Source organism: uncultured Shewanella sp. (assembly GCF_947491715.1).
GTDB lineage: Bacteria > Pseudomonadota > Gammaproteobacteria > Enterobacterales > Shewanellaceae > Shewanella.
The window spans coordinates 22638-42724 of the sequence record NZ_CANLKR010000007.1; the positions used below are offsets into that span (position 1 = coordinate 22638).

The 20087-nt window shown below is 42.3% G+C and carries 16 protein-coding genes; 6 read left to right on the plus strand and 10 right to left on the minus strand.

All coding sequences use genetic code 11. The annotated features are described in order from the left end of the window. Positions 1–141: 141 nt before the first annotated feature. The 5 genes from Q0779_RS07570 to leuA form a co-directional block, all read right to left on the minus strand. Positions 142–1482 (minus strand): OmpP1/FadL family transporter, encoded by a 1341-nt coding sequence (locus tag Q0779_RS07570; protein WP_298771199.1) that lies wholly within the window; start codon positions 1480–1482, stop codon positions 142–144. 575 nt (positions 1483–2057) lie between these two features. Continuing rightward, a complete protein-coding gene (gene leuD / locus Q0779_RS07575) occupies positions 2058–2672 on the minus strand; it encodes a 3-isopropylmalate dehydratase small subunit (protein WP_298771201.1) in 615 nt (204 codons plus the stop codon). Positions 2673–2682: 10 nt separating this feature from the next. Further along, entirely contained in the window at positions 2683–4083 is a 1401-nt protein-coding gene (gene leuC, locus Q0779_RS07580) for a 3-isopropylmalate dehydratase large subunit (RefSeq protein WP_298771203.1), read from the minus strand. Next, entirely contained in the window at positions 4083–5177 is a 1095-nt protein-coding gene (gene leuB, locus Q0779_RS07585) for a 3-isopropylmalate dehydrogenase (RefSeq protein ID WP_298771205.1), read from the minus strand. Before leuB ends, leuC begins: the two co-directional genes overlap by 1 nt. Positions 5178–5247: 70 nt before the next feature. Further along, complete coding sequence (gene leuA / locus Q0779_RS07590; RefSeq protein ID WP_298771207.1) at positions 5248–6816, minus strand: 2-isopropylmalate synthase; 1569 nt, start codon at positions 6814–6816, stop codon at positions 5248–5250. A 554-nt stretch (positions 6817–7370) separates the two neighbouring features. Between leuA and Q0779_RS07595 the strand changes: the two genes are divergently transcribed. Next, entirely contained in the window at positions 7371–9206 is a 1836-nt protein-coding gene (locus tag Q0779_RS07595) for a histidine kinase (protein ID WP_298771209.1), read from the plus strand. A 15-nt stretch (positions 9207–9221) separates the two neighbouring features. Here the strand turns inward: Q0779_RS07595 and recQ are convergent, their stop codons facing one another. Beyond that, a complete protein-coding gene (gene recQ / locus Q0779_RS07600) occupies positions 9222–11045 on the minus strand; it encodes a DNA helicase RecQ (protein ID WP_298771211.1) in 1824 nt (607 codons plus the stop codon). Positions 11046–11236: 191 nt separating this feature from the next. Here recQ and Q0779_RS07605 point away from each other — a divergent pair, with 191 nt between their 5' ends. Further along, on the plus strand, positions 11237–11701 hold the full coding sequence (locus tag Q0779_RS07605; protein ID WP_298771214.1) for a thioesterase family protein: 465 nt from the start codon (positions 11237–11239) through the stop codon (positions 11699–11701). Between the two features lie 107 nt (positions 11702–11808). Then, the gene (gene rarD / locus Q0779_RS07610) at positions 11809–12696 is read left to right on the plus strand and encodes an EamA family transporter RarD (protein ID WP_298771215.1); all 888 of its coding nucleotides are present in this window, start codon (positions 11809–11811) and stop codon (positions 12694–12696) included. Between the two features lie 53 nt (positions 12697–12749). Here rarD and argA read toward each other — a convergent pair whose 3' ends face one another. From argA to radC, 4 genes are all read right to left on the minus strand, one after another. Then, positions 12750–14069, minus strand: a complete 1320-nt coding sequence (gene argA, locus Q0779_RS07615; protein ID WP_298771216.1) for an amino-acid N-acetyltransferase — start codon at positions 14067–14069, stop codon at positions 12750–12752. Positions 14070–14421: 352 nt separating this feature from the next. Next, complete coding sequence (rpmG, locus tag Q0779_RS07620) at positions 14422–14595, minus strand: 50S ribosomal protein L33 (protein WP_011494790.1); 174 nt, start codon at positions 14593–14595, stop codon at positions 14422–14424. A 6-nt stretch (positions 14596–14601) separates the two neighbouring features. Beyond that, positions 14602–14838, minus strand: a complete 237-nt coding sequence (gene rpmB, locus Q0779_RS07625) for a 50S ribosomal protein L28 (RefSeq protein ID WP_298771253.1) — start codon at positions 14836–14838, stop codon at positions 14602–14604. A 123-nt stretch (positions 14839–14961) separates the two neighbouring features. Continuing rightward, positions 14962–15639 (minus strand): DNA repair protein RadC, encoded by a 678-nt coding sequence (gene radC / locus Q0779_RS07630; RefSeq protein WP_298771445.1) that lies wholly within the window; start codon positions 15637–15639, stop codon positions 14962–14964. A gap of 149 nt (positions 15640–15788) precedes the next feature. Here radC and coaBC point away from each other — a divergent pair, with 149 nt between their 5' ends. The 3 genes from coaBC to Q0779_RS07645 all read left to right on the plus strand — a co-directional run bounded on the left by coaBC (position 15789) and on the right by Q0779_RS07645 (position 19822). Next, positions 15789–16997, plus strand: coding sequence for a bifunctional phosphopantothenoylcysteine decarboxylase/phosphopantothenate--cysteine ligase CoaBC (gene coaBC / locus Q0779_RS07635; protein WP_298771447.1), 1209 nt, complete (start codon positions 15789–15791; stop codon positions 16995–16997). Positions 16998–17148: 151 nt separating this feature from the next. Further along, on the plus strand, positions 17149–17742 hold the full coding sequence (slmA, locus tag Q0779_RS07640; protein WP_298771255.1) for a nucleoid occlusion factor SlmA: 594 nt from the start codon (positions 17149–17151) through the stop codon (positions 17740–17742). A gap of 94 nt (positions 17743–17836) precedes the next feature. Continuing rightward, positions 17837–19822 (plus strand): S9 family peptidase, encoded by a 1986-nt coding sequence (locus tag Q0779_RS07645; protein WP_298771256.1) that lies wholly within the window; start codon positions 17837–17839, stop codon positions 19820–19822. The last annotated feature ends 265 nt before the right edge of the window (positions 19823–20087 follow it).

A 20087-nucleotide genomic window follows, 5' to 3' on the forward strand; every position in this document is an offset into this window, starting at 1 on the left:
AATCAACTCTTCTATACTCGTACTACTTCAAGAGGTAGGATCAAGGATATATTGCGCCTACATCTCAAAGTATCTGTGTCATTAAGTTACTTGATCTTTCATGCTCTCAAAGCCTGCAATCCATCATCAAGTGACCTATTACTACAATTGATAACTCAACTGTAAGCCGACTAACCATACATTGCCACTCGCTTCAGCTTGATAATTTATCTGCGCTAAATTCAATAACGTCATTTGTTCATTGATAGGTGCATCACCTATCGCTTTAATATAAGTCGCTGCAAAATCAATGGCTAGCTTAGGTGTCAGTTGATATTCAGTACCCGCACTAAACCATAATCTATTTGAATCAGGAATGGTAGCAGTGCGATATTCATCTTCCACAGCCGTTTTATCTAGCGCCACTCCTGTCCGTAAAGACCAGCTATTGCTTATCTGATAAGCACTGCCTAAAGCAAAACGCCAATTATCTTTAAAATTCTCCTCCTTGACCAAATCCGAGTTTAACTGCCCTACAGGCTTAATATCATTGGGAAAATAAGCCACTAATTCATCAAATACCTTCCATTGCGTCCAATTAATGCTTGCCTGTAAGCTCCAATTCTCACTGAGCTGATGATTTGATGCCAGCTCTGCCGTTGCGGGTAATTCTAATGGTAAATACCCTTCAATGTTAACGGGTTGCCCACCGGTATAACTCAATCCTGATGCTTGGCCCTTCAATTCCAAGTCAACACTGCTGTGATAAGCAATTCCTAACCGATGATCGGCATTAAGCTGCCAACTCGCCCCGACTTTCCACCCGTAACCAATATCATCACCTTCCATGCCCTTAAGCTCAGTACCCGCGGCAGGTATTTGCTCACGGATACTATCAGATAAAGGTAATGCTCCCATCCAAGAGGGTGTCGATGCACTGATTTTCCCTTCGCCATAGACGAGACGTAAGCCTGCACCAACACTGATTGATTCATTGACTTTATAAGCAATATTAGGGTTCACTTCTAAAGTCGTAATCGATGTTTCACTACCAAAAAGCGCGGCATTATGATCGACCGATACTTGCGTTTTTAATCCATAATTTGAGTTAATCGCAATGCCAAATACCCAATTATCATTCAATTGGCTTGATAAGTAGAAGTTGGGCACAACGGCATCGTCCGCAACATCGATGGCATCTGCATTAAACTGATAATGCTCTATGCCTAATGCAGGCGCTGATATGGATATATCCCCTTTCACATCCACATCTGGCATGACATAAATCGCCCCTACGGACATTTGTGTCCCTTTCAAATAGCTCATCATTGCGGGATTTCGCCCTTGTGTTGAGGCATTATCGGCTGTTGCCGCTGCTCCCGCGAAAGCACGCGATAGCCCTGATGCTGAATACTCTGCTAATTGAAATCCTGCTGCGTGTACTTGCGTAACAGCCCCTAACATGGCTGAACTCACAGCCAAAGTTAACATACGCTTCTTCATTGCGACTCTCTACTTTAATAATAACGTGATCAAAGATTTAGAGCAAAAGCTCCATTTAATATGAGAGCGCAGTGTACTGACAGAAAAAGACTTTACAAGTTTGATAATAAAAACAGCATAAAAAACCACAAAAAACCCAATACACAAACAAAAAGTCAACTTGTCATAGCGAATTAGGCTTAAGTTGGTAAAAATAGGGGGCTCGATGGCTATGTCGTGATATCAATCTAAAAAACAAATACATTTAAGATCCATATGGATAGGAATAACAGTTTGGCAGTACAAGTGTAAACTTAAGAAACAAGCCATCATCAGTATAAATCACTACTAAAGAATTAAAAGGACTTCTTTTGGCGGGGTTGTTTTTATTTGTTCATTTAAAACAATTAGTTACCTTGCATAGATTTTAATCTGTTCAGCAAAAAAGTACATTGCAACTGAGCTAAATGATGATGTCAAAAATGTTGTGACAAGTGTACGCTAAAAGATCCTTTACTCTTCCAACATACTTGATGATGTCAATAATGATCCCGTGTATCACCTGGATAGTAAATACACGGGATCCACTCAATTAATTAACCGACTTTATGTAACCAATCAGGTAACTTATCTTCATGAGCTTCAATGTGATCAAGCTCTGATAACGTTAATCCAATGGAATCTAAACCATGCAATAAGTTGTGACGAGAAGCACTGTTAATTTCAAAGTTAAAAATAGCGCCTTTAGGTGACGTGACCGTGAGTTTTTCTAAATCAACCGATACATCTCCTCCCTCCACTTCTTCTATTTCATCCATTAACTGCTGAACTTGTGCGGCTGTTAATTTAACCGGTAACAAACCATTATTGATTGAATTACCATAAAAAATATCAGCAAAACTGGGTGCAATAATGACTTTGAGACCAAAGTCAGCCAACGCCCAAGGCGCATGTTCACGGCTAGAGCCGCAACCAAAATTCTCCTGAGCAACAAGCACAGATGCACCATGATAGCGAGGATGATTTAGCGTAAAATCAGGATCATGTTCCTCACCTGCATCATCTAAATAACGCCAATCATGAAATAAATGGACGCCAAAGCCTTCTCTCGTCACTTTAGACAAAAACTGTTTTGGAATAATTTGATCCGTATCGATATTCGCACTATCGATCATGACGGCTAAACCCGTATGTACTGTAAAAGGTTCCATGGTTTTCCCCTTAAAATGGATAGCGAATATCAACAAAATGGCCCGCAATTGCAGCAGCTGATGCCATTGCCGGACTGACTAGATGAGTGCGACTGCCTCGCCCTTGACGACCTTCAAAGTTACGATTACTGGTTGATGCACAGCGATCGCCCACTTCCAATCTATCATCATTCATGGCAAGGCACATAGAGCAGCCCGGTAAACGCCACTCAAAACCCGCATCAATAAAGATTTTATCTAATCCTTCCATTTCAGCTTGCTCTTTCACAAGACCCGATCCCGGTACCACAATCGCCGTCACGCCATTGGCCACTGTACGCCCTTTAGCATGTACGGCCGCCGCCCGTAAATCTTCAATTCGAGAGTTAGTACAAGAACCAATAAAGACTTTATTAATGCTGACGTCTGTCATTTTCGTGCCAGCCTTAAGATCAATATAATTTAACGCTTTTTCGATGCTGTCTCGAACCGTAGGATTAGGCTCGTCCTCTGGCGCAGGCACGGGCTGATCGATAGCCACCACCTGACCGGGATTCGTTCCCCAAGTTAATTGTGGTGCAATTTGCGCAGCATCCAAAATCACTTCAGCATCAAATACGGCATCATCATCGGTCTTTAATTCTTTCCAATGACTCACGGCTTCATCCCAAGCCTCACCTTTAGGGGCAAATTCTCTGCCTTTTAGGTATTCAAATGTCGTCTCATCAGGCGCAATCATGCCCGCCTTAGCACCCATTTCAATCGCCATATTACACACAGTCATACGGCCTTCCATCGATAAAGATTCGATAGCTTCGCCACAAAACTCAACCACATGGCCCGTACCGCCATCCATACCTGTTTTACCGATAATCGCCAGCACGATATCTTTTGCTGTGATCCCTTCCGCCACTTGACCGCGCACTTCAATTTTCATGGTTTTGGCTTTAGTTTGACGTAAGGTTTGCGTCGCCATAACATGCTCAACTTCAGAGGTACCAATACCAAATGCCAATGCACCAAACGCGCCATGTGTCGCCGTATGAGAATCACCACACACAATGACAGTACCGGGCACAGTAATGCCTAGCTCTGGCCCCATAACATGGACAATACCTTGGTTTTTATGAGTAATATCATATAGCTTAACGCCAAACTCTTCACAGTTCTCCTTTAACGTATCCACTTGAATACGCGCCATCGGACTTAAAGCATCTAAACTTGCACTGCGGGTCGAGGTATTATGATCCATGGTTGCAAAGGTTTTTTCAGGTGCTCTTAACTTACGCCCAGCCACTCTTAAACCGCTAAATGCTTGCGGGGAAGTCACCTCATGTACTAAATGTCGTCCGACATAAAGGATCGGTGTTTGGCCTTCAACCTCTCTAACCACATGGCTGTTCCAAACTTTTTCATACAATGTCTTACCCATCACGCACCTTCCTTTACCGCTTGAGCGATATAATCACCCATTTCACTCGTGGATTTTGCTTGGTCACGTTGATCGCTAGCCAGTAGCTCACCCGTTAAGTAACCATTACGTAAGGCTTTTGAAACAGCAGATTCAATTGCCACTGCAGCAGCTTCTTCTTTTAAACTGTGGCGCAGCAATAATGCTGCTGACAAAATTTGGGCAACGGGATTCGCAATCCCAAGACCTGCAATATCCGGTGCACTGCCACCGGCGGGCTCATATAAACCAAAACCTTCACTGTTCATGCTGACCGATGAGAGTAATCCCATCGATCCCGTCAACATAGCGACTTCATCAGAAATAATATCACCAAATAAATTTGAACACAGCATGACATCAAATTCATTGGGTCGGCGGAGAAGCTGCATGGTCGCATTATCAATATAGATATGCTCCAGCTCCACATCAGGATACTGTTTAGCCACCTCTTCTACGACTTCACGCCATAAAACAGAACAGGCCAATACATTCGCTTTATCAACAGAAGTGACTTTCTTACGACGTCCTTGGGCGGCCTCAAAAGCGATATGGGCAATACGCTCAATTTCTTTACGGCTGTAACGCATCGTATCAAACGCTTCTTCGCTCTCACCTTCTCCTTGACGCCCTTTGGGCTTACCAAAATAAATGCCGCCAGTCAGTTCGCGAACACAAAGTACGTCGAAGCCTTTTTCTGAAATATCATTTCGCAGCGGAGACATATGCTCTAAACCTTGATGCAATTTTGCAGGTCGAATGTTACAAAAAAGCTCAAAATGTCCTCGAAGGGGAAGTAACGCTCCACGCTCAGGCTGAGAATTGGGTGGCAAGTGCTCCCACTTTGGACCACCAACAGAGCCGAATAAAATTGCATCAGCGGCCTCACAGCCTGTTAAGGTCGCCTCAGGGAGCGGACAACCGTGATTATCAATGGCGGCACCTCCAACATCAAAAGAGGTGTATTCAATCGCAAGAGAAAAACGTTCTTCCACTGCACTTAGCACTTTACGCGCCTCAGCCATTACCTCTGGGCCTATACCATCTCCTGCCAACACTGCTACTCGATAACTCATACGCTTTCTCGGCTCCGCTTACTCTATTTATGGTCTTTGTATGTCGTTCTGTATTAACGATATGTTTTATTTATACTGTGGTAAAATCACGATTTTGTTTTCTTTTCTGTTTATGGTCGGCAACCTTATCGGCACGACGTGCCAAATTCATCACATGAATAAGCGCTTGCACCGATGCCTCAACCACGTCTGTCGCTAAACCAACACCATGAAAGCGTTGATCATTGTAACTGGCAGTGATATCGACTTGACCTAAAGCATTTTGCCCCTCACCTTTAGCGCTTAACTGATAACTGGTAATATCTATTTTGCAATCACTCGCTTGAGATATGGCTTGATAAGCAGCATCCACAGGGCCATTGCCCGTTGCCGTTTTTGTGCTTGTCTGACCATCAACCCCCAATGTCACCGTTGCACTTGCCTTGCCAGCAACAGAATCAGACTGCACCGCCAATGCCTGCAAAGTAAAATGATCATCTTGTTCAGCTTGCGCCTCTATAAAAACAAGTGCCTCAAGATCATAATCAAAAACTTGACCTTTTTTATCCGCTAAATCTAGGAAGGCATCATAAAGAACATCCATATCATAATCTTGATCGCTATAGCCCATTTCCATCATGCGATGTTTAATGACATGCCTACCCGATCGAGACGTCATGTTCAAATTATTGCGATTTAAACCAATACTTTCAGGCGTCATAATTTCATAGGTATTTTGTGATTTCAGCATACCGTCTTGATGTATACCCGATGAATGAGTAAAGGCATTCGATCCAACAATCGCTTTATTGGCTTGCACTGGCATGTTACATAAATTACTGACTAATGCCGAAGTACGGTGTATTTCTTTTGCATTAATACCCGTTTCAAGACCAAGTTCACTCTTGCGAGTTTCCAAAATCATCGCAATTTCTTCTAAAGAGCAGTTACCTGCCCGCTCGCCAATACCGTTAACGGTACATTCAATTTGACGCGCTCCGTGCTGCACAGCAGTAATCGAATTGGCAACAGATAAACCTAAATCATCGTGGCAATGAACAGAAATAACAGCTTGATCAATATTAGGGACGCGATTGAATAATGTTTGAATAATGCTGCCAAATTCGCTCGGTAAGGTATAACCCACTGTATCAGGGATATTAATGGTTCGCGCTCCGGCTTTGATTGCTTGCTCTACCATACGGCATAAATCGTCTATGGGTGTGCGGCCAGCATCTTCACATGAAAACTCAACATCATCAGTAAAACGGCGAGCATATTTCACCGCCCCCACAGCCATATCCAATACTTGATCGAAAGAGCGCTTTAGTTTGCTTTCAACATGGATGGTAGAGGTTGAAATAAAGGTATGAATTCTAAATTGTTCAGCAACCGATAATGCCTGAGCTGCCGCATCGATATCTTTTTCTAACGCTCGAGACAAGGCACACACTCGACTGTTTTTCACTGTATTAGCGATCGTTTGAACCGACTGGAAATCCCCCGGTGACGACACAGGAAATCCCACCTCCATCACATCAACACCAAGTCGTTCGAGTGCTAACGCGATTTGCAGCTTCTCTTTTACTGTTAAACTTGCCGCTAAAGCTTGTTCACCATCACGTAGTGTGGTGTCAAATATCATCACTCGGTTAGACATCTTCATTTCTCCATCGAAAATTTCATTCGATTTATCGGCCACTCAATCAATTGAGCACATTTAAATAGCAAAAACCCCGCGACTGTAAGCGCGGGGTTTGTGAATGTTGTTCTATGCTACCTAGCATTTATGCAACACTAACGCCTCCGCGCAATATCTGCGAGAATGAGGAGGAGGTTAAGAAGCGCATAAAATGGGTTCATCATTATTTATTCAAAAATCCTAGATAACTATATACTCAATTCAGTATTCTATTATGGGTCAAATTTATCGCCATAGCTATTTTTTAACCCGTTAGCAGGCTAGTGTCAACTGCATTTTTTTTCATGACTATCAGGTCATACCAGAATAAAAATCGCCGTAAAATAACATTAAAGTAAAACGTCACAACCATTAACATTGTTTACATTTTAACCTCATTTAGTTTAAACCTAATTGCTTTAAAATACTTCATTTTGAATTACTTGATTTTTTATGCGTTTTTTATATAAAAAGCGTTATAATTTGCTCCAAATAGGATTGTATTTATTCAAATAAGAGTAGGCGTGTTAAAAATGGACTTTCGTTGTATTTTATTTAGTCTCATATTTTGGCTTACTCCCATTGAATTAAGTTGTGAAGAGCGAAGTGAGCCAAACCGCGGCGTGTTATCTCCTCAACCAAAACAGATCATAAAAACCATCAACACTTTCTTGAAAAATAAGCCTGAGGAACCGCTCAATCGCTTTAATACCTTACTATACCAATACCCAAATCAAGTCTTAGCAACAATCAAACATTTAGAAAAGAAAGTCAGTGCCAATAGCCTTTCAGAGAAGGTCCAACTTCGAATTAATTTACTGAAATGCAATGCTTACTTACAAATAGGCGAAAATGAAGCCGCATTGAATTTAGCTAAGCGCAGCCAAGCAAAAATTAAAACCCATAAAAATGAGCAAGCTAAACCTTATTTTATGCTATGTATGGCTGAAGCCTACGCCAACCTCAATAATATTCAGCAAGCCTTGCCTTTACTCTATTCAGCCATCACTTTAGCCCAACAAAGTGAGCACCCCCAAGCCCTTATTTCTGGTCTTTGGCTAAGGAGTCAACTCGATACTCGCATTGAAAATTACGACCCAGCAAAGGATGATTTAACCCTCGCACTGGATCTTTATTCTGAAGTTGATCGGCAGCAAAGCCCATGGAGTTGGCCACCGAAAGCATATCTGTACGCCAGCATGGGCAAGCTACAGCAAAAAACTGGCAATACGGAAAAAGCTGAAATGTTCATGCAATATGCATTCAATAGCCCAAATGTAACTGGAAAAATTGCACTTAATCTCGCTCTAGACATGGCCAAAATCGCATTGGAAAATAAGCAAACCGAAAAACGTAAAAATGCATTAAAACAAGCAAGACTATTATTACCAGAACTCGGTAGTGAACTCGAACTGGCTTATGCCTATAGTAAAATTGCTTATATCGATTTTCATACTCGTCGTTTTGACAGTGCAACTCAGCTACTCAATTTAAGCATAAGAACCTTTAGCCATCAGCAAAAAGTCATTGAAAATATGCGAGCAAAGTGTTTATTAGCCCAGGTCAAACTCACACGTGGGATCAAAAGTGAAGGCGTCAAATTAATGCTGGAGGCCATTAATATGGGTTTGCAACATCAATTTTATCAAGATCTAGAACAAGCTTACCGAGTACTCAGTCAATATTATGCTGAAAATGGACATTATCAACAGGCATTCCATTACCAAGAGCGGCGCTTTGAAACCCAAAAAAATGAAAATGACTATATTAAGCGCATTTGGTTATTACAACTTAAAGTCGACGCTAGCCGCCAAGAGGTGATCAACGCGAATAAAGGACCACAACCTACAAAATACTTGGGGGCTCACTTCATATTGCCTCAAGCAGGTTATATTCTCGCAGCCCTCATTTTATTGGTATTACTGATGATCATGTTATTTAGATATTTGTCAAAAGTGCAGTATACCGTTCAAGCCTCTCGCTCTTTAGATGACTCTCAAACTGAGTTATCTGTAATGGAGCAAATATTTATGACAAGTAAACAAGATAATACCCCTTTATCTGTATTGTTGTTTAATGCTAGTCATATCCACCAACACCAAGCTTCCCATCTCGTCACAACATTAAAGAGTACTCTAAGAGAGCAAGATGAAGTGCTTCAAACCAATCATCAGGTACTCATTTTGTTACCCCATACTTCAGAAAATGGAGCGAACAATGTGATCCAGCAGCTCACGCTTATCCTCACGCCTTGGCAAAGCCCTTACAAGGTCAGCATCGGCCTCAGTACTATGCAGCAATTTGATGACTTAGAGTCAATGATAAAACGCGCAAGCATTAATCTACTCAGTAAAATAAAATCCAATTAATGCTGCGATAAGTGACTAAGAGTGCGTCAAATATTGGGTGATTTCGTCTAAAAACTCCCCACCAAAGCGCTCAAGCTTACGCTCCCCAACACCATTCACCGCCAGTAACTCCCCAGGACTGGTTGGTAAAATAGCCGCCATTTCGGCTAACGTGGCATCATTAAAAACTAAATACGGAGGGACATCGAGTTCTTCCGCCAGCGTTCGGCGTAACAATTTTAATTTGGCAAATAATTTCCGATCGTAATCAAAACGAGTTTTACTACTCGTACTTCGCCGCTTAATACTGGGCAATACTCTTCTGGGTTCAGCCAGCTCTAATGACACTTCGCCTTTCAATACCGCTCTTGCCGATGGGTTTAACGTGACAGATGACCCACGAGTAATATCTTGACTGGCTAAGCCCAAATGAATAAGTTGTCTGGTCACACTCAACCAATACTCATGGCTTTTGTCTTTACCGACTCCCCAGGTCGATAATTTATTATGCCCTCTCTCAAGCACATTGGCCGCTTTTGAACCCCGTAACACATCAATAAGGTGATTCACCCCAAAACCTTGCTTCAATCGATAAATACAAGACAGCACTTTTTGGGCATCTTCAATACCGTTATAACGCTTAGGCGGATCGAGACAAATATCGCAGTTACCACAAGGTTTAAGGGCGCTCTCATCAAAATAATGCAGTAATACCTGTCTTCGACAGGTCTGCGCTTCAGCAAACGCCGCCATAGTATTGAGCTTATGAAATTCCACTTGTTGCTGAGGGCCCGGTTCTGATTGCTCAATTAAATGCCTAACGCGCCCAATATCATTGGGATCAAACAAGAGCAAGGCTTCAGAATCAAGCCCATCCCTGCCTGCACGCCCTGTCTCCTGATAATAAGCTTCAACACTTTTCGGAATATCATAATGCACCACATAACGCACATTGGACTTATTAATCCCCATGCCAAATGCCACGGTGGCCACCACAATATCCAGCTGATCTTTTAAAAATTTATCTTGAACTGCTGCTCTTTCTTCTTGGGTTTTACCCGCGTGGTAAGCCTCAGCCTTAAATCCTTGCAAGGTTAATCGCTCCGCCACTTCGTCGACGCGACGTCGGCTACCACAATACACAATGCCGCTGTTCCCTTTTTGTTGCTCAACAAATTGCCGCAACTGATTTGCCGCACTGAGCTTTTCTGCCACGGTATAACGAATATTAGGTCTGTCAAAACTGGTTAACAGTTTATAGGGTTCAATGGTTAATCGCTGGCAAATATCATGACGTGTCGCCTGATCTGCAGTCGCCGTTAACGCCATAATAGGCACATGGCTAAAATGTTCACGTAATTGACCCAAAGCTGCATATTCAGGCCTAAAATCATGTCCCCATTGAGAAATGCAATGGGCCTCATCTATCGCAAAAAGTGAAACGGTCAATGACTTTAACCGTTCAATAAATCCCCCTTGCAATAACCTCTCAGGCGACACATAGAGTAACTTCAATTCTCCACTGTGCATCTGTTGCAGCACTTTAGTGCTTTCTTCCCAAGGCAAAGACGAGTTCAAATAAGCGGCAGCCACGCCCATTTGGGTGAGACTATCCACCTGATCTTTCATTAATGAAATTAAAGGCGACACCACTAACGTCAGTCCAGGTAACAATAATGCGGGTAACTGATAGCACAAACTTTTTCCGCCGCCAGTTGGCATGATCACTAAGCAATCTTGTCCACGACAGATCTGCTCTACTACATCACGTTGTCCGGTCCGAAAGGCACGATAGCCAAAAACGGATTGAAGACAGGATAAAAATTCATCTGGGGGAGTCTCGAGAAGTGCTTGTTCCATGTTCTGCCAACGTCAAAAAATGAACTGCTCATTCTAATCGAGCAGCCTTCTCTTGTCTCTGCCTGACTTAAAAATTAACGCGAAAAATTCTCCTCATTCTCTTAAGTTTGCTTTACGGGAGATTAAAAATGTAGACTTTTTACTCTAATTTAGTCATTTTAAATAAACTCGATATGCTCCTAAGGATAACTATGCACTCAGACATTAAAATGGAAACCTTACGTCAATTGGCTGAAGTGGTCGATACACATATTCCTTTTCACAACTTATTAGGAATGCGAGTCAAAAAATATGACTTAAATGGCCTCGAAATGACCGTTAATATGCGTACAGACCTTGTCGGTAATATCCATCAAAATATTCTTCATGGGGGCGTCACAGCATCGGTTTTGGATGTAGTCGGCGGCTTTACTGCGTTTGCGGGACTCGTCGACAGCCGTGACGATTGGAGCATTGATGAACTTAAAAGTCGTGTAAAAACCCTTAGCACTATCGATTTACGCATTGATTATTTGCGTCCCGGTCGAGGAGAAACCTTTACGGGAACAGGCAGCGTGATACGGGCTGGTAATCGTGTTTCTGTTTGCCGCATGGAATTACACAATGAACAAGGGGATCATATTGCCTTTGGTACAGGAACTTACATGGTAGGTTAATTGCTTGCTCAACAGATAAAACACATAGAATAAACTCAGTAATTGATTGAGTTAACGGCAATAGAGGCATACAATCTGCGCCTCTGTTATTATTCTGGTTAAATATTATGCACGATACTGAATATCACAAAGGCATTTGCTATGCCATTGTGGCCTATACGCTGTGGGGAATTGCGCCTCTGTATTTTAAATTACTCAGTGATGTGCCTGCCACCGAGATTTTACTTCATCGTATCTTGTGGTCCTTTATTTTTGTCACTTTGCTTGTAGTGCTCTCTAGCAATACCGCTCGCCTAAGAGCCTTATTAAAAAGGCCAAAACAACTGGGTGTGCTATGTATCACGTCACTGTTAATTGCCGCTAATTGGCTCATTTTCATTTGGGCTGTCAATAATGATCACATGCTCGATGCCAGTCTAGGCTATTTTATTAATCCACTGGTCAATGTGTTATTAGGCATGTTATTTCTTGGAGAACGATTACGGAAATTGCAATGGTTAGCCTTATTATTCGCGGCTACAGGCGTTTTGTTGCAACTCATCTCGTTCGGCTCCATTCCAACAATTTCATTAGTCTTAGCCCTTACCTTTGCTTTTTACGGTTTACTTCGCAAGAAAGTGAATGTCGATGCACAGACAGGATTGTTGGTTGAAACCGCTATTTTGGCTCCTGTGGCACTCTTGTATTTAATGCAAAATATTGATGGCTCACTGACCCATTTCATCGACAGTAACCTCTCTCGACAATTTCTCCTCATGAGTGCAGGCATTGTCACAACCGTTCCTTTGTTATGCTTTGCCGCCTCTGCTGTAAGGATCCCCTTATCCTTACTTGGCTTTTTTCAATATATTGGTCCCAGTATCATGTTTATTATGGCCATTAGTTTATTTAATGAGCCCTTTGATAGTGAAGAAGCCACAACATTTGGCTTTATTTGGGCAGGGTTAATCCTATTCACCATCGATATTTTTTATAAGCGTAAAAAGTCACAATAACCCATTAAAAAAGGCCGCAATACGCGGCCTTAATGTTAATTGAAAATAAAGGCTTATAGTTCTAGCAATAAAATTTTAGACTTACGCTGATAGTTATATAACTGCTTCTTTTTTTCTGGTAATTCATTCACTTCTACTATCTTAAAGCCATGTTCTAAAAACCAGTGAATACTGCGGGTTGTCAGCGCAAAAAGTCGCGAATAGCCTCTCACTCTCGCCTGACCGATAATGTTATTGAGCAACAAGCTACCTCTATCGGCATCTCGGTATTCGGGATGGACCACTAGACAGGCAAACTCGCCAGCATTATCTTCTTCAAAAGGATAGAAAGCAGCGCAGCCTATCACTAAGCTATCTCGTTCGATAAGCATGAACTGTTCGATTTCCATTTCCAGCTGTTCACGGGAGCGTCTCACTAGAATACCTTGCTCCTCAAGGGGGCGAATGAGATCTAAAACTCCGCCAATATCACGAATAGAGGCTCGACGTAAACGTTCTGCACTTTCCGTGACAATTTGCGTACCGACGCCATCACGAGAAAACATCTCTTGCAGCAGAGCACCATTATCGAGATAACTAATAAAATGACATCGAGCCACACCATTGCGGCACGCATCGATACTGGCTTGAAGGAACTTTCTGGTACCAATGCCAATTGCATTGTCATCCTCTGCATTCATTAAGAGCCCATGCACATCTGTAGGCATCAACTCAGCAAGCACCTTACCTTGTGAATTAAGAATGCCTTTTTCGCCACTAAAACCTATCATTTTATCCGCTTTTAATTTCACAGCAATTTGCGTCGCGACTTCTTCAGCGGTTAAATTAAAGCTTTCTCCCGTCACAGACGCAGCTACTGGTCCCAATAGTACAATACCGTGATGTTCGAGCTGACGCGCTAACCCTTGAGTATCGATTCGTCTCACTTTACCACTCAAACAAAAGTCGATACCGTCATCGATCCCTAAGGGCTGTGCAATTACAAAGTTACCACTCACCACATTGATTTGTGCACCTTGTAAAGGAGTATTGCTTAAACTCATGGACAAGCGAGCAGTAATATCTAATTGCAACCCCCCTACCACTTGCTTAATCACTTTTAACGATGCCTCATCAGTGATCCTCACACCTCTATGGTATAAAGGCTTAATGCTCTGTGTGGATAACGCCTCATCAATTTGAGGCCTGGCACCGTGTACCAGTACAATTTTAATTCCCAAACTATGCAGTAGGGCGATATCATTGATGATTGAGTGGAATTGATTTTGTGCTAACGCCTCCCCTCCCAACATCACCACAAACGTTTTCCCCCTATGCGCATTCACATAAGAAGCTGATTGACGAAACCCATTCACTAATTCAGTGGTACGCACGCTAATATCTCACCTTACAGTAGACCATTACCTTTCCTTATCATCTTTTTGAGCACACATCGTTCCTATCAGCCAGTAAAACAAAGTCAATATCGACTGACCATGCCACAACGGCGTGATGCTTAAGTATAAGACAAACACTGTCGTTTATACGCTGTTCAATACATGATATTGCATTTTAATTCATTAAAAAAGCATTTATTCTCACTTTAGCCAAATTAAGAGTAAACACAACATGCTGTTAAATAATTGAGACAAAGAATAGAAAAGATGAATAATCAGAGGGTAATGAAATTTTAGGCAAAAAAAAGCCCCTTTTAAAGGGGGCTTTTTTAGAAGTTAACTCAAATAATTATTTGATTTTAGCTTCTTTATACATAACGTGCTGACGAATAACTGGATCAAATTTTTTGATTTCCATTTTCTCAGGCATGTTACGCTTGTTCTTTTCAGTCGTGTAGAAATGACCTGTTTTAGCGCTAGACACTAACTTGATCTTCTCACGATTACCTTTTGATTTAGCCATCGTTTATTACACCTTTTCGCCGCGGGCACGAAGTTCTGCAACAACAGTTTCGATACCTTTTTTATCAATGATACGAATACCTTTAGTCGATACACGTAGCTGTACGAAGCGCTTTTCATCTTCTAACCAGAAACGGTGGTTCTGTAGGTTAGGTAAAAAACGACGACGAGTCGCGTTTTTCGCGTGCGAACGGTTGTTACCAACCATAGGTCGCTTGCCAGTTACTTGGCATACTCTTGACATGTCAATCTTCTCCAAAAACAGTTTTAACGCTCAAGCATTAATGTACCCCGTAAGGCCGTCGCCCGAGGCACACAAAGAGGGCGCATTTTATACAGGATCTTAAATCAAAGATCAAGGAATAGATCAATCTATCCATCCCCGTTCAGCGAAAGAAACACAGTAGTTATCACCAATAACTATATGATCTAATAAAGAAACATCGATAGTTAATAGGGCGTGTTTTAATCGCTCAGTTATTCGCCTATCTGCTTGACTGGGCTCAGCAATCCCAGAAGGATGGTTGTGGCACACAATCACAGCAGCGGCTTTCTTTTCAAGCACTAGGCTAACCACTTCTCGTGGATAGACAGAGGCAGAATCTATGGTGCCACGGAATAATTCAACAAACTGAATGACTCTGTGCTGACTATCTAGCAATAAAACGCCAAAGACTTCATAGGCACGATCTGCTAATTGTCTCATTAAATAGTCTCGAGTTAAATCAGGATTTGATAAAATTTTCCCTCTTTTCAGGTTTTCTTTAGAAATTCGACGACTTAATTCCATCGCAGCCTGTAATTGAGCATATTTTACTGGCCCCATTCCTTTCAATTCACACACTTGTTGCTGTGAAGCCGCCAATAAAGCTCTCAAACTACCAAAATGGATAATTGCATCACGAGCCAATGTCACCGCACTTTGCCCTTTTAACCCAACTCTGAGTAATACTGCTAATAATTCGGCATCAGATAAACTATCAACGCCTTTTAACAGCAACTTATCCCTAGGCCCTTCTCCCACAGGCCAATCAGAAATCCCCATTTGCCACCTCATCTGCAACCCATCGTGCTTCTTTAGAGTATGGCTGTAAATACTCACAAGATGTCAAAATCAAATCGAAGATCCTCTCCATACACTTTTTATGGTATCTTATGGGGTTAAGAAATTCAGTGAACGCTTGGCAATGGATCATGAGTCTGACAAATAAAAATATCCTTTTAGGCATTGGCGGAGGAATTGCCGCTTATAAATCCGCAGAGTTAGTGCGCCGATTAAAAGATTGTGGAGCCAATGTAAGGGTGGTGATGAGCCAAGGTGCTCAAGCCTTTATTACGCCGCTCACGTTGCAAGCCCTATCAGGCCACCCTGTCGCAACCGATTTACTCGATCCAGCAGCTGAAGCCGCTATGGGGCACATAGAACTTGCTCGTTGGGCTGATTTAGTCATAATCGCGCCCGCTACGGCCAATTTACTCGCGCGTGTTAATGCTGGCATGGCTGATGAGCTGATCACGACAAGCTGCTTAGCCACCGACGCACCCGTGGTTGTCTGTCCCGCCATGAACCAGCAGATGTACCAAAATCAAGCCACACAAGATAACTTACAGCAATTACAAGACAAAGGGATTACCGTCTGGGGTCCCGGCATTGGCAGTCAAGCCTGTGGGGAAACAGGTCCAGGTCGTCTGCTCGAAGCCGATGAGATTACCCAGCGGGCTAATGACTTTTTTTCCCCAAAATTACTGGAAAAGATCAATATCTTGCTCACCGCAGGCCCTACAAGAGAAGCCATTGATCCTGTTAGGTATATTTCCAACCACAGCTCAGGAAAAATGGGGTTTGCCCTTGCTAAAGCCGCTTACGATCTCGGTGCCAACGTCACTTTAGTCTCCGGTCCCGTCAATCTTAACACCCCTCAAGGTATTACACGTATTGATGTGGATAGCGCAGCGCAAATGCAAGCCGCGGTTATGGAACAGATTAATGAACAAGATATCTTTATTGGCTGCGCTGCTGTCGCCGATTATCGCGTCACCGAAGTAGCTGATAATAAAATTAAAAAAACCACTGATGCCGACACCATGACGTTGAAGTTAATAAAAAACCCCGATATTCTCGCCAGCGTGAGTCAATTAAAAAATAAGCCTTTTACTGTCGGATTCGCAGCAGAAACACAAGATGTTATCCACTATGCCAAAGAGAAGCTTATTCGCAAAAACCTCGACATGATTGCAGCCAATGATGTCTCCCAAGCCGAACTGGGATTTAATGCCGATAATAATGCTCTTTGTGTACTTTGGCATGAGGGCCAGCACATGCTTCCCGCCACAGACAAGTACACGCTCGCTAAACAATTATTATCGCTTATCGCCCAAAGAAGGCGCAATGGATCAACATAGCGTTATTTAAACATTCACCCTATTTTTAAGCATTATTGAAAGAGCTGCGATGAGGCTCTGCTCAAAGAGCAGGCCTTAATACATTAGCGATATAACACCCACTATATCCGCTCTATGCGTGCTCAGTTGTAATCGAGTAAAGGATATTGACATGGCTGCCAGCCCAAAAATCAATCGTCGCGAACACATATTACAGTCACTCGCGACCATGTTAGAAACCAGTCCAGGCCAACGTATTACCACCGCAAAATTAGCCGCCGAAGTGGGCGTTTCTGAAGCCGCTTTATACAGACACTTTCCCAGTAAAGCGCGTATGTTTGAAGGATTAATCGAGTTTATTGAAACATCATTACTGTCACGTATAAACCTCATCATGGAAGAAGAAAAAGACACCATGAAGCGCTGCCAGCAGTTATTACAATTATTACTCGTCTTTGCTGAGCGTAATCCAGGGATCTCCAGAGTCCTCAATGGCGATGCACTATTAGGTGAAAATGAGCGCCTTCGAAGCCGCATAAGCCAACTTTTTGCCAAAATTGAAACCCATTTAAAGCAAATTTTACGGGAAAAGTCCTTAAGAGAAGCCGCAGGATTTACGTTAGATGAATCCATGTTAGCCAATTTACTCCTCGCAATAGCCGAAGGTCGTATTGCCCAATTTGTCCGCAGTGAGTTTAAAATAAAACCCACGCATAACTTTACCGAGCAATGGCACTTTATTCAGCAGCAATTGCTACAAAGTTAACGAATATCGCCTTATTGCTAAGATCTAGGGAAATGATAAAACCTATTCACTAGGCACATTTTAAAAAACACATACATTACTACAAGGAAGTTAAATGAATTTATTTCGCGCATTGTTTTTTATTGCGTTGTGCTTGTGTACTCAAGTATGCGCAGAAACGGAAGTGAAGAAGAACACACTTGAACTCAGTACACTTTTCAGCCTTTCCAGTGAATTTAGCCAAGTTAAAATCTCCCCCAATGGCGACTACATCAGTGCCATTAAAGTGTTTGAAGCTAAAAAATTACTCATCACACTTGACACAAAAACAAAAAAACTCCTGCATGCAGTCCATTTTCCGGATAATGCCCAAGTGGGCGATTATGCCTGGGCCAATCATGAACGTATAGTATTACAAAAAGAATACCTCAAAGGCTGGAGTGATGTGCCGGAGTATCACGGCGAACTCTATGCGGTGAATGCCAACGGCTCAAAACCCGCCTACCTATTTGGTTACCAAAGTAACGAAATGCAAACAGGTTCAAACATTAAGAAACAAACCCCGATCCGCGCCACAGCATTCATTCTCGATGCACTGCCTAATGATAATCGCTACATGCTCGTTTCAGCCATTCCTTGGTCTGGTTCTAAAGGAAGAACATTAAATCCTGAAACGAACAAAATCGTTTATCGCGTCGATATTTATAAAGGGTTACGTAAAAAAATTGCACGCGCTCCTATCGCTAATTCACACTTCTTAACCGACAACGAAGGTCAACTGCGCTTTATCAGTGGCACCAATGATCACATTCATTATCACCTATTCTACCGACAAGATAGCCAATGGATAAACACAGATAAGTTTCACTTTGGCTTGGATGACTTAACACCTATTGCCTTTGGAGAGGATGACAATCAAGTCTATGTCTTGGGGCGTGAAGCTGGCCAAACTCGCGGCGTTTATCAGCTCAATGTTAAAACCGGTGATAAACAAAAAATAAGTCAAGATAGCACGGTCGATCCCCATCACGTTTGGATCAATAATACCAATAAAAAACTGTACGCCGTAGAATATGAAAATGGTTACCCTGAATATGAATTTGTTAACAATAAAGATATTTATGCCCAATACACTAAGCAACTTCTCGCTGCTTTACCGGGCCATCAAATTCGCCTTGTCAGTCAAACAACTGATAACAAAAAATTAATCATTGACGCGTTCAACGACCGAAATCCCGGCGATTATTATTTGTTTGATACCGAAACCGTCAAACTGGAATACTTATTCTCAAAAAAATCTTGGCTCGATCCTGAGCAAATGGCTGACGTTAAACCCGTTAGCTTCACCGCCCGAGATGGTAAAACCATTCATGGTTTCTTGACCTTACCTTTCGGCGTGGATGCTAAAAATTTACCCCTAGTGGTTAATCCTCATGGCGGCCCTTACGGTGTCAGAGATGGGTGGCAGTTTGACCCACAAAATCAGCTCTTCGCTCAACAAGGCATCGCGGTATTGCAAGTGAACTTTCGTGGTTCTGGTGGCTACGGCGCCGCTTTTGAAGCCTTAGGTCATCAAAAATGGGGCACTGACATTCAATATGACATTATCGATGGCACCAAAGATTTAATCACACAGGGCATCGTCGACAAAAACCGTATTTGTATTGTTGGCGGCAGCTTTGGTGGCTACAGTGCACTGCAAAGCTCAATCATCGAACCGGATTTATTTCAATGCGCCATCGGCATGTTTGGGGTATACGATCTGGAACTTATGTTTAAAGAAGGTGACGTCTCTCGAAGAAAAACAGGACAAGCTTACCTAAGCACAGTACTGGGTAAAAATGTCGCTCAACTCAACGCCATGTCACCCACTCACCATGTGGATAAACTTAAAGCCAAGCTGTTACTCATTCATGGTGGCAATGATGATCGTGCCCCCATTGAACATTTTGAAGCATTAACATCGGCCTTAAAACAGCAAGCCTATCCCTATGACACATTAGTGCTAGATAACGAAGGCCATGGGTTTTATAAAGATGAGCATACAGCCCAAGCCTATCAAAAAATGCTCAGCTTCTTGAAAGAAAATCTGAAGCTTTAAGACGTTATATACCCAAGCACATGAGAGTGACGCCCATAGCATCCTCTCTTTCCTCTCGAAAATGGATAAATTTGAGTATAAATATGCTTAAAATAAAGGTATCCTGCTGCTTTGTTATTGCGCGATTTTATGAATTGACTCCAGTGTTAAGGTCACGCAATAAAACAAATAATCATTTTAACGTTAACCTGCGAGCAGTAAAGCACGCAGTCAAACTGTAATCGTTACCAAAATATCGTTACTCAATACCGCTAGTTAGCTCTAG

What these genes read in the sequence shown, in the direction of transcription:
- recQ (WP_298771211.1), bottom strand. Translation starts at nt 11,045, where the DNA reads ATGGAACAAGCACTTCTCGAGACTCCCCCAGATGAATTTTTATCCTGT.
- radC (WP_298771445.1), bottom strand. Translation starts at nt 15,639, where the DNA reads ATGGGGATTTCTGATTGGCCTGTGGGAGAAGGGCCTAGGGATAAGTTG.
- Q0779_RS07595 (WP_298771209.1), top strand. Translation starts at nt 7,371, where the DNA reads ATGGACTTTCGTTGTATTTTATTTAGTCTCATATTTTGGCTTACTCCC.
- rpmB (WP_298771253.1), bottom strand. Translation starts at nt 14,838, where the DNA reads ATGTCAAGAGTATGCCAAGTAACTGGCAAGCGACCTATGGTTGGTAAC.
- Q0779_RS07570 (WP_298771199.1), bottom strand. Translation starts at nt 1,482, where the DNA reads ATGAAGAAGCGTATGTTAACTTTGGCTGTGAGTTCAGCCATGTTAGGG.
- leuA (WP_298771207.1), bottom strand. Translation starts at nt 6,816, where the DNA reads ATGTCTAACCGAGTGATGATATTTGACACCACACTACGTGATGGTGAA.
- leuD (WP_298771201.1), bottom strand. Translation starts at nt 2,672, where the DNA reads ATGGAACCTTTTACAGTACATACGGGTTTAGCCGTCATGATCGATAGT.
- Q0779_RS07645 (WP_298771256.1), top strand. Translation starts at nt 17,837, where the DNA reads ATGAATTTATTTCGCGCATTGTTTTTTATTGCGTTGTGCTTGTGTACT.
- slmA (WP_298771255.1), top strand. Translation starts at nt 17,149, where the DNA reads ATGGCTGCCAGCCCAAAAATCAATCGTCGCGAACACATATTACAGTCA.
- Q0779_RS07605 (WP_298771214.1), top strand. Translation starts at nt 11,237, where the DNA reads ATGCACTCAGACATTAAAATGGAAACCTTACGTCAATTGGCTGAAGTG.
- leuB (WP_298771205.1), bottom strand. Translation starts at nt 5,177, where the DNA reads ATGAGTTATCGAGTAGCAGTGTTGGCAGGAGATGGTATAGGCCCAGAG.
- rpmG (WP_011494790.1), bottom strand. Translation starts at nt 14,595, where the DNA reads ATGGCTAAATCAAAAGGTAATCGTGAGAAGATCAAGTTAGTGTCTAGC.
- leuC (WP_298771203.1), bottom strand. Translation starts at nt 4,083, where the DNA reads ATGGGTAAGACATTGTATGAAAAAGTTTGGAACAGCCATGTGGTTAGA.
- coaBC (WP_298771447.1), top strand. Translation starts at nt 15,789, where the DNA reads ATGAGTCTGACAAATAAAAATATCCTTTTAGGCATTGGCGGAGGAATT.
- rarD (WP_298771215.1), top strand. Translation starts at nt 11,809, where the DNA reads ATGCACGATACTGAATATCACAAAGGCATTTGCTATGCCATTGTGGCC.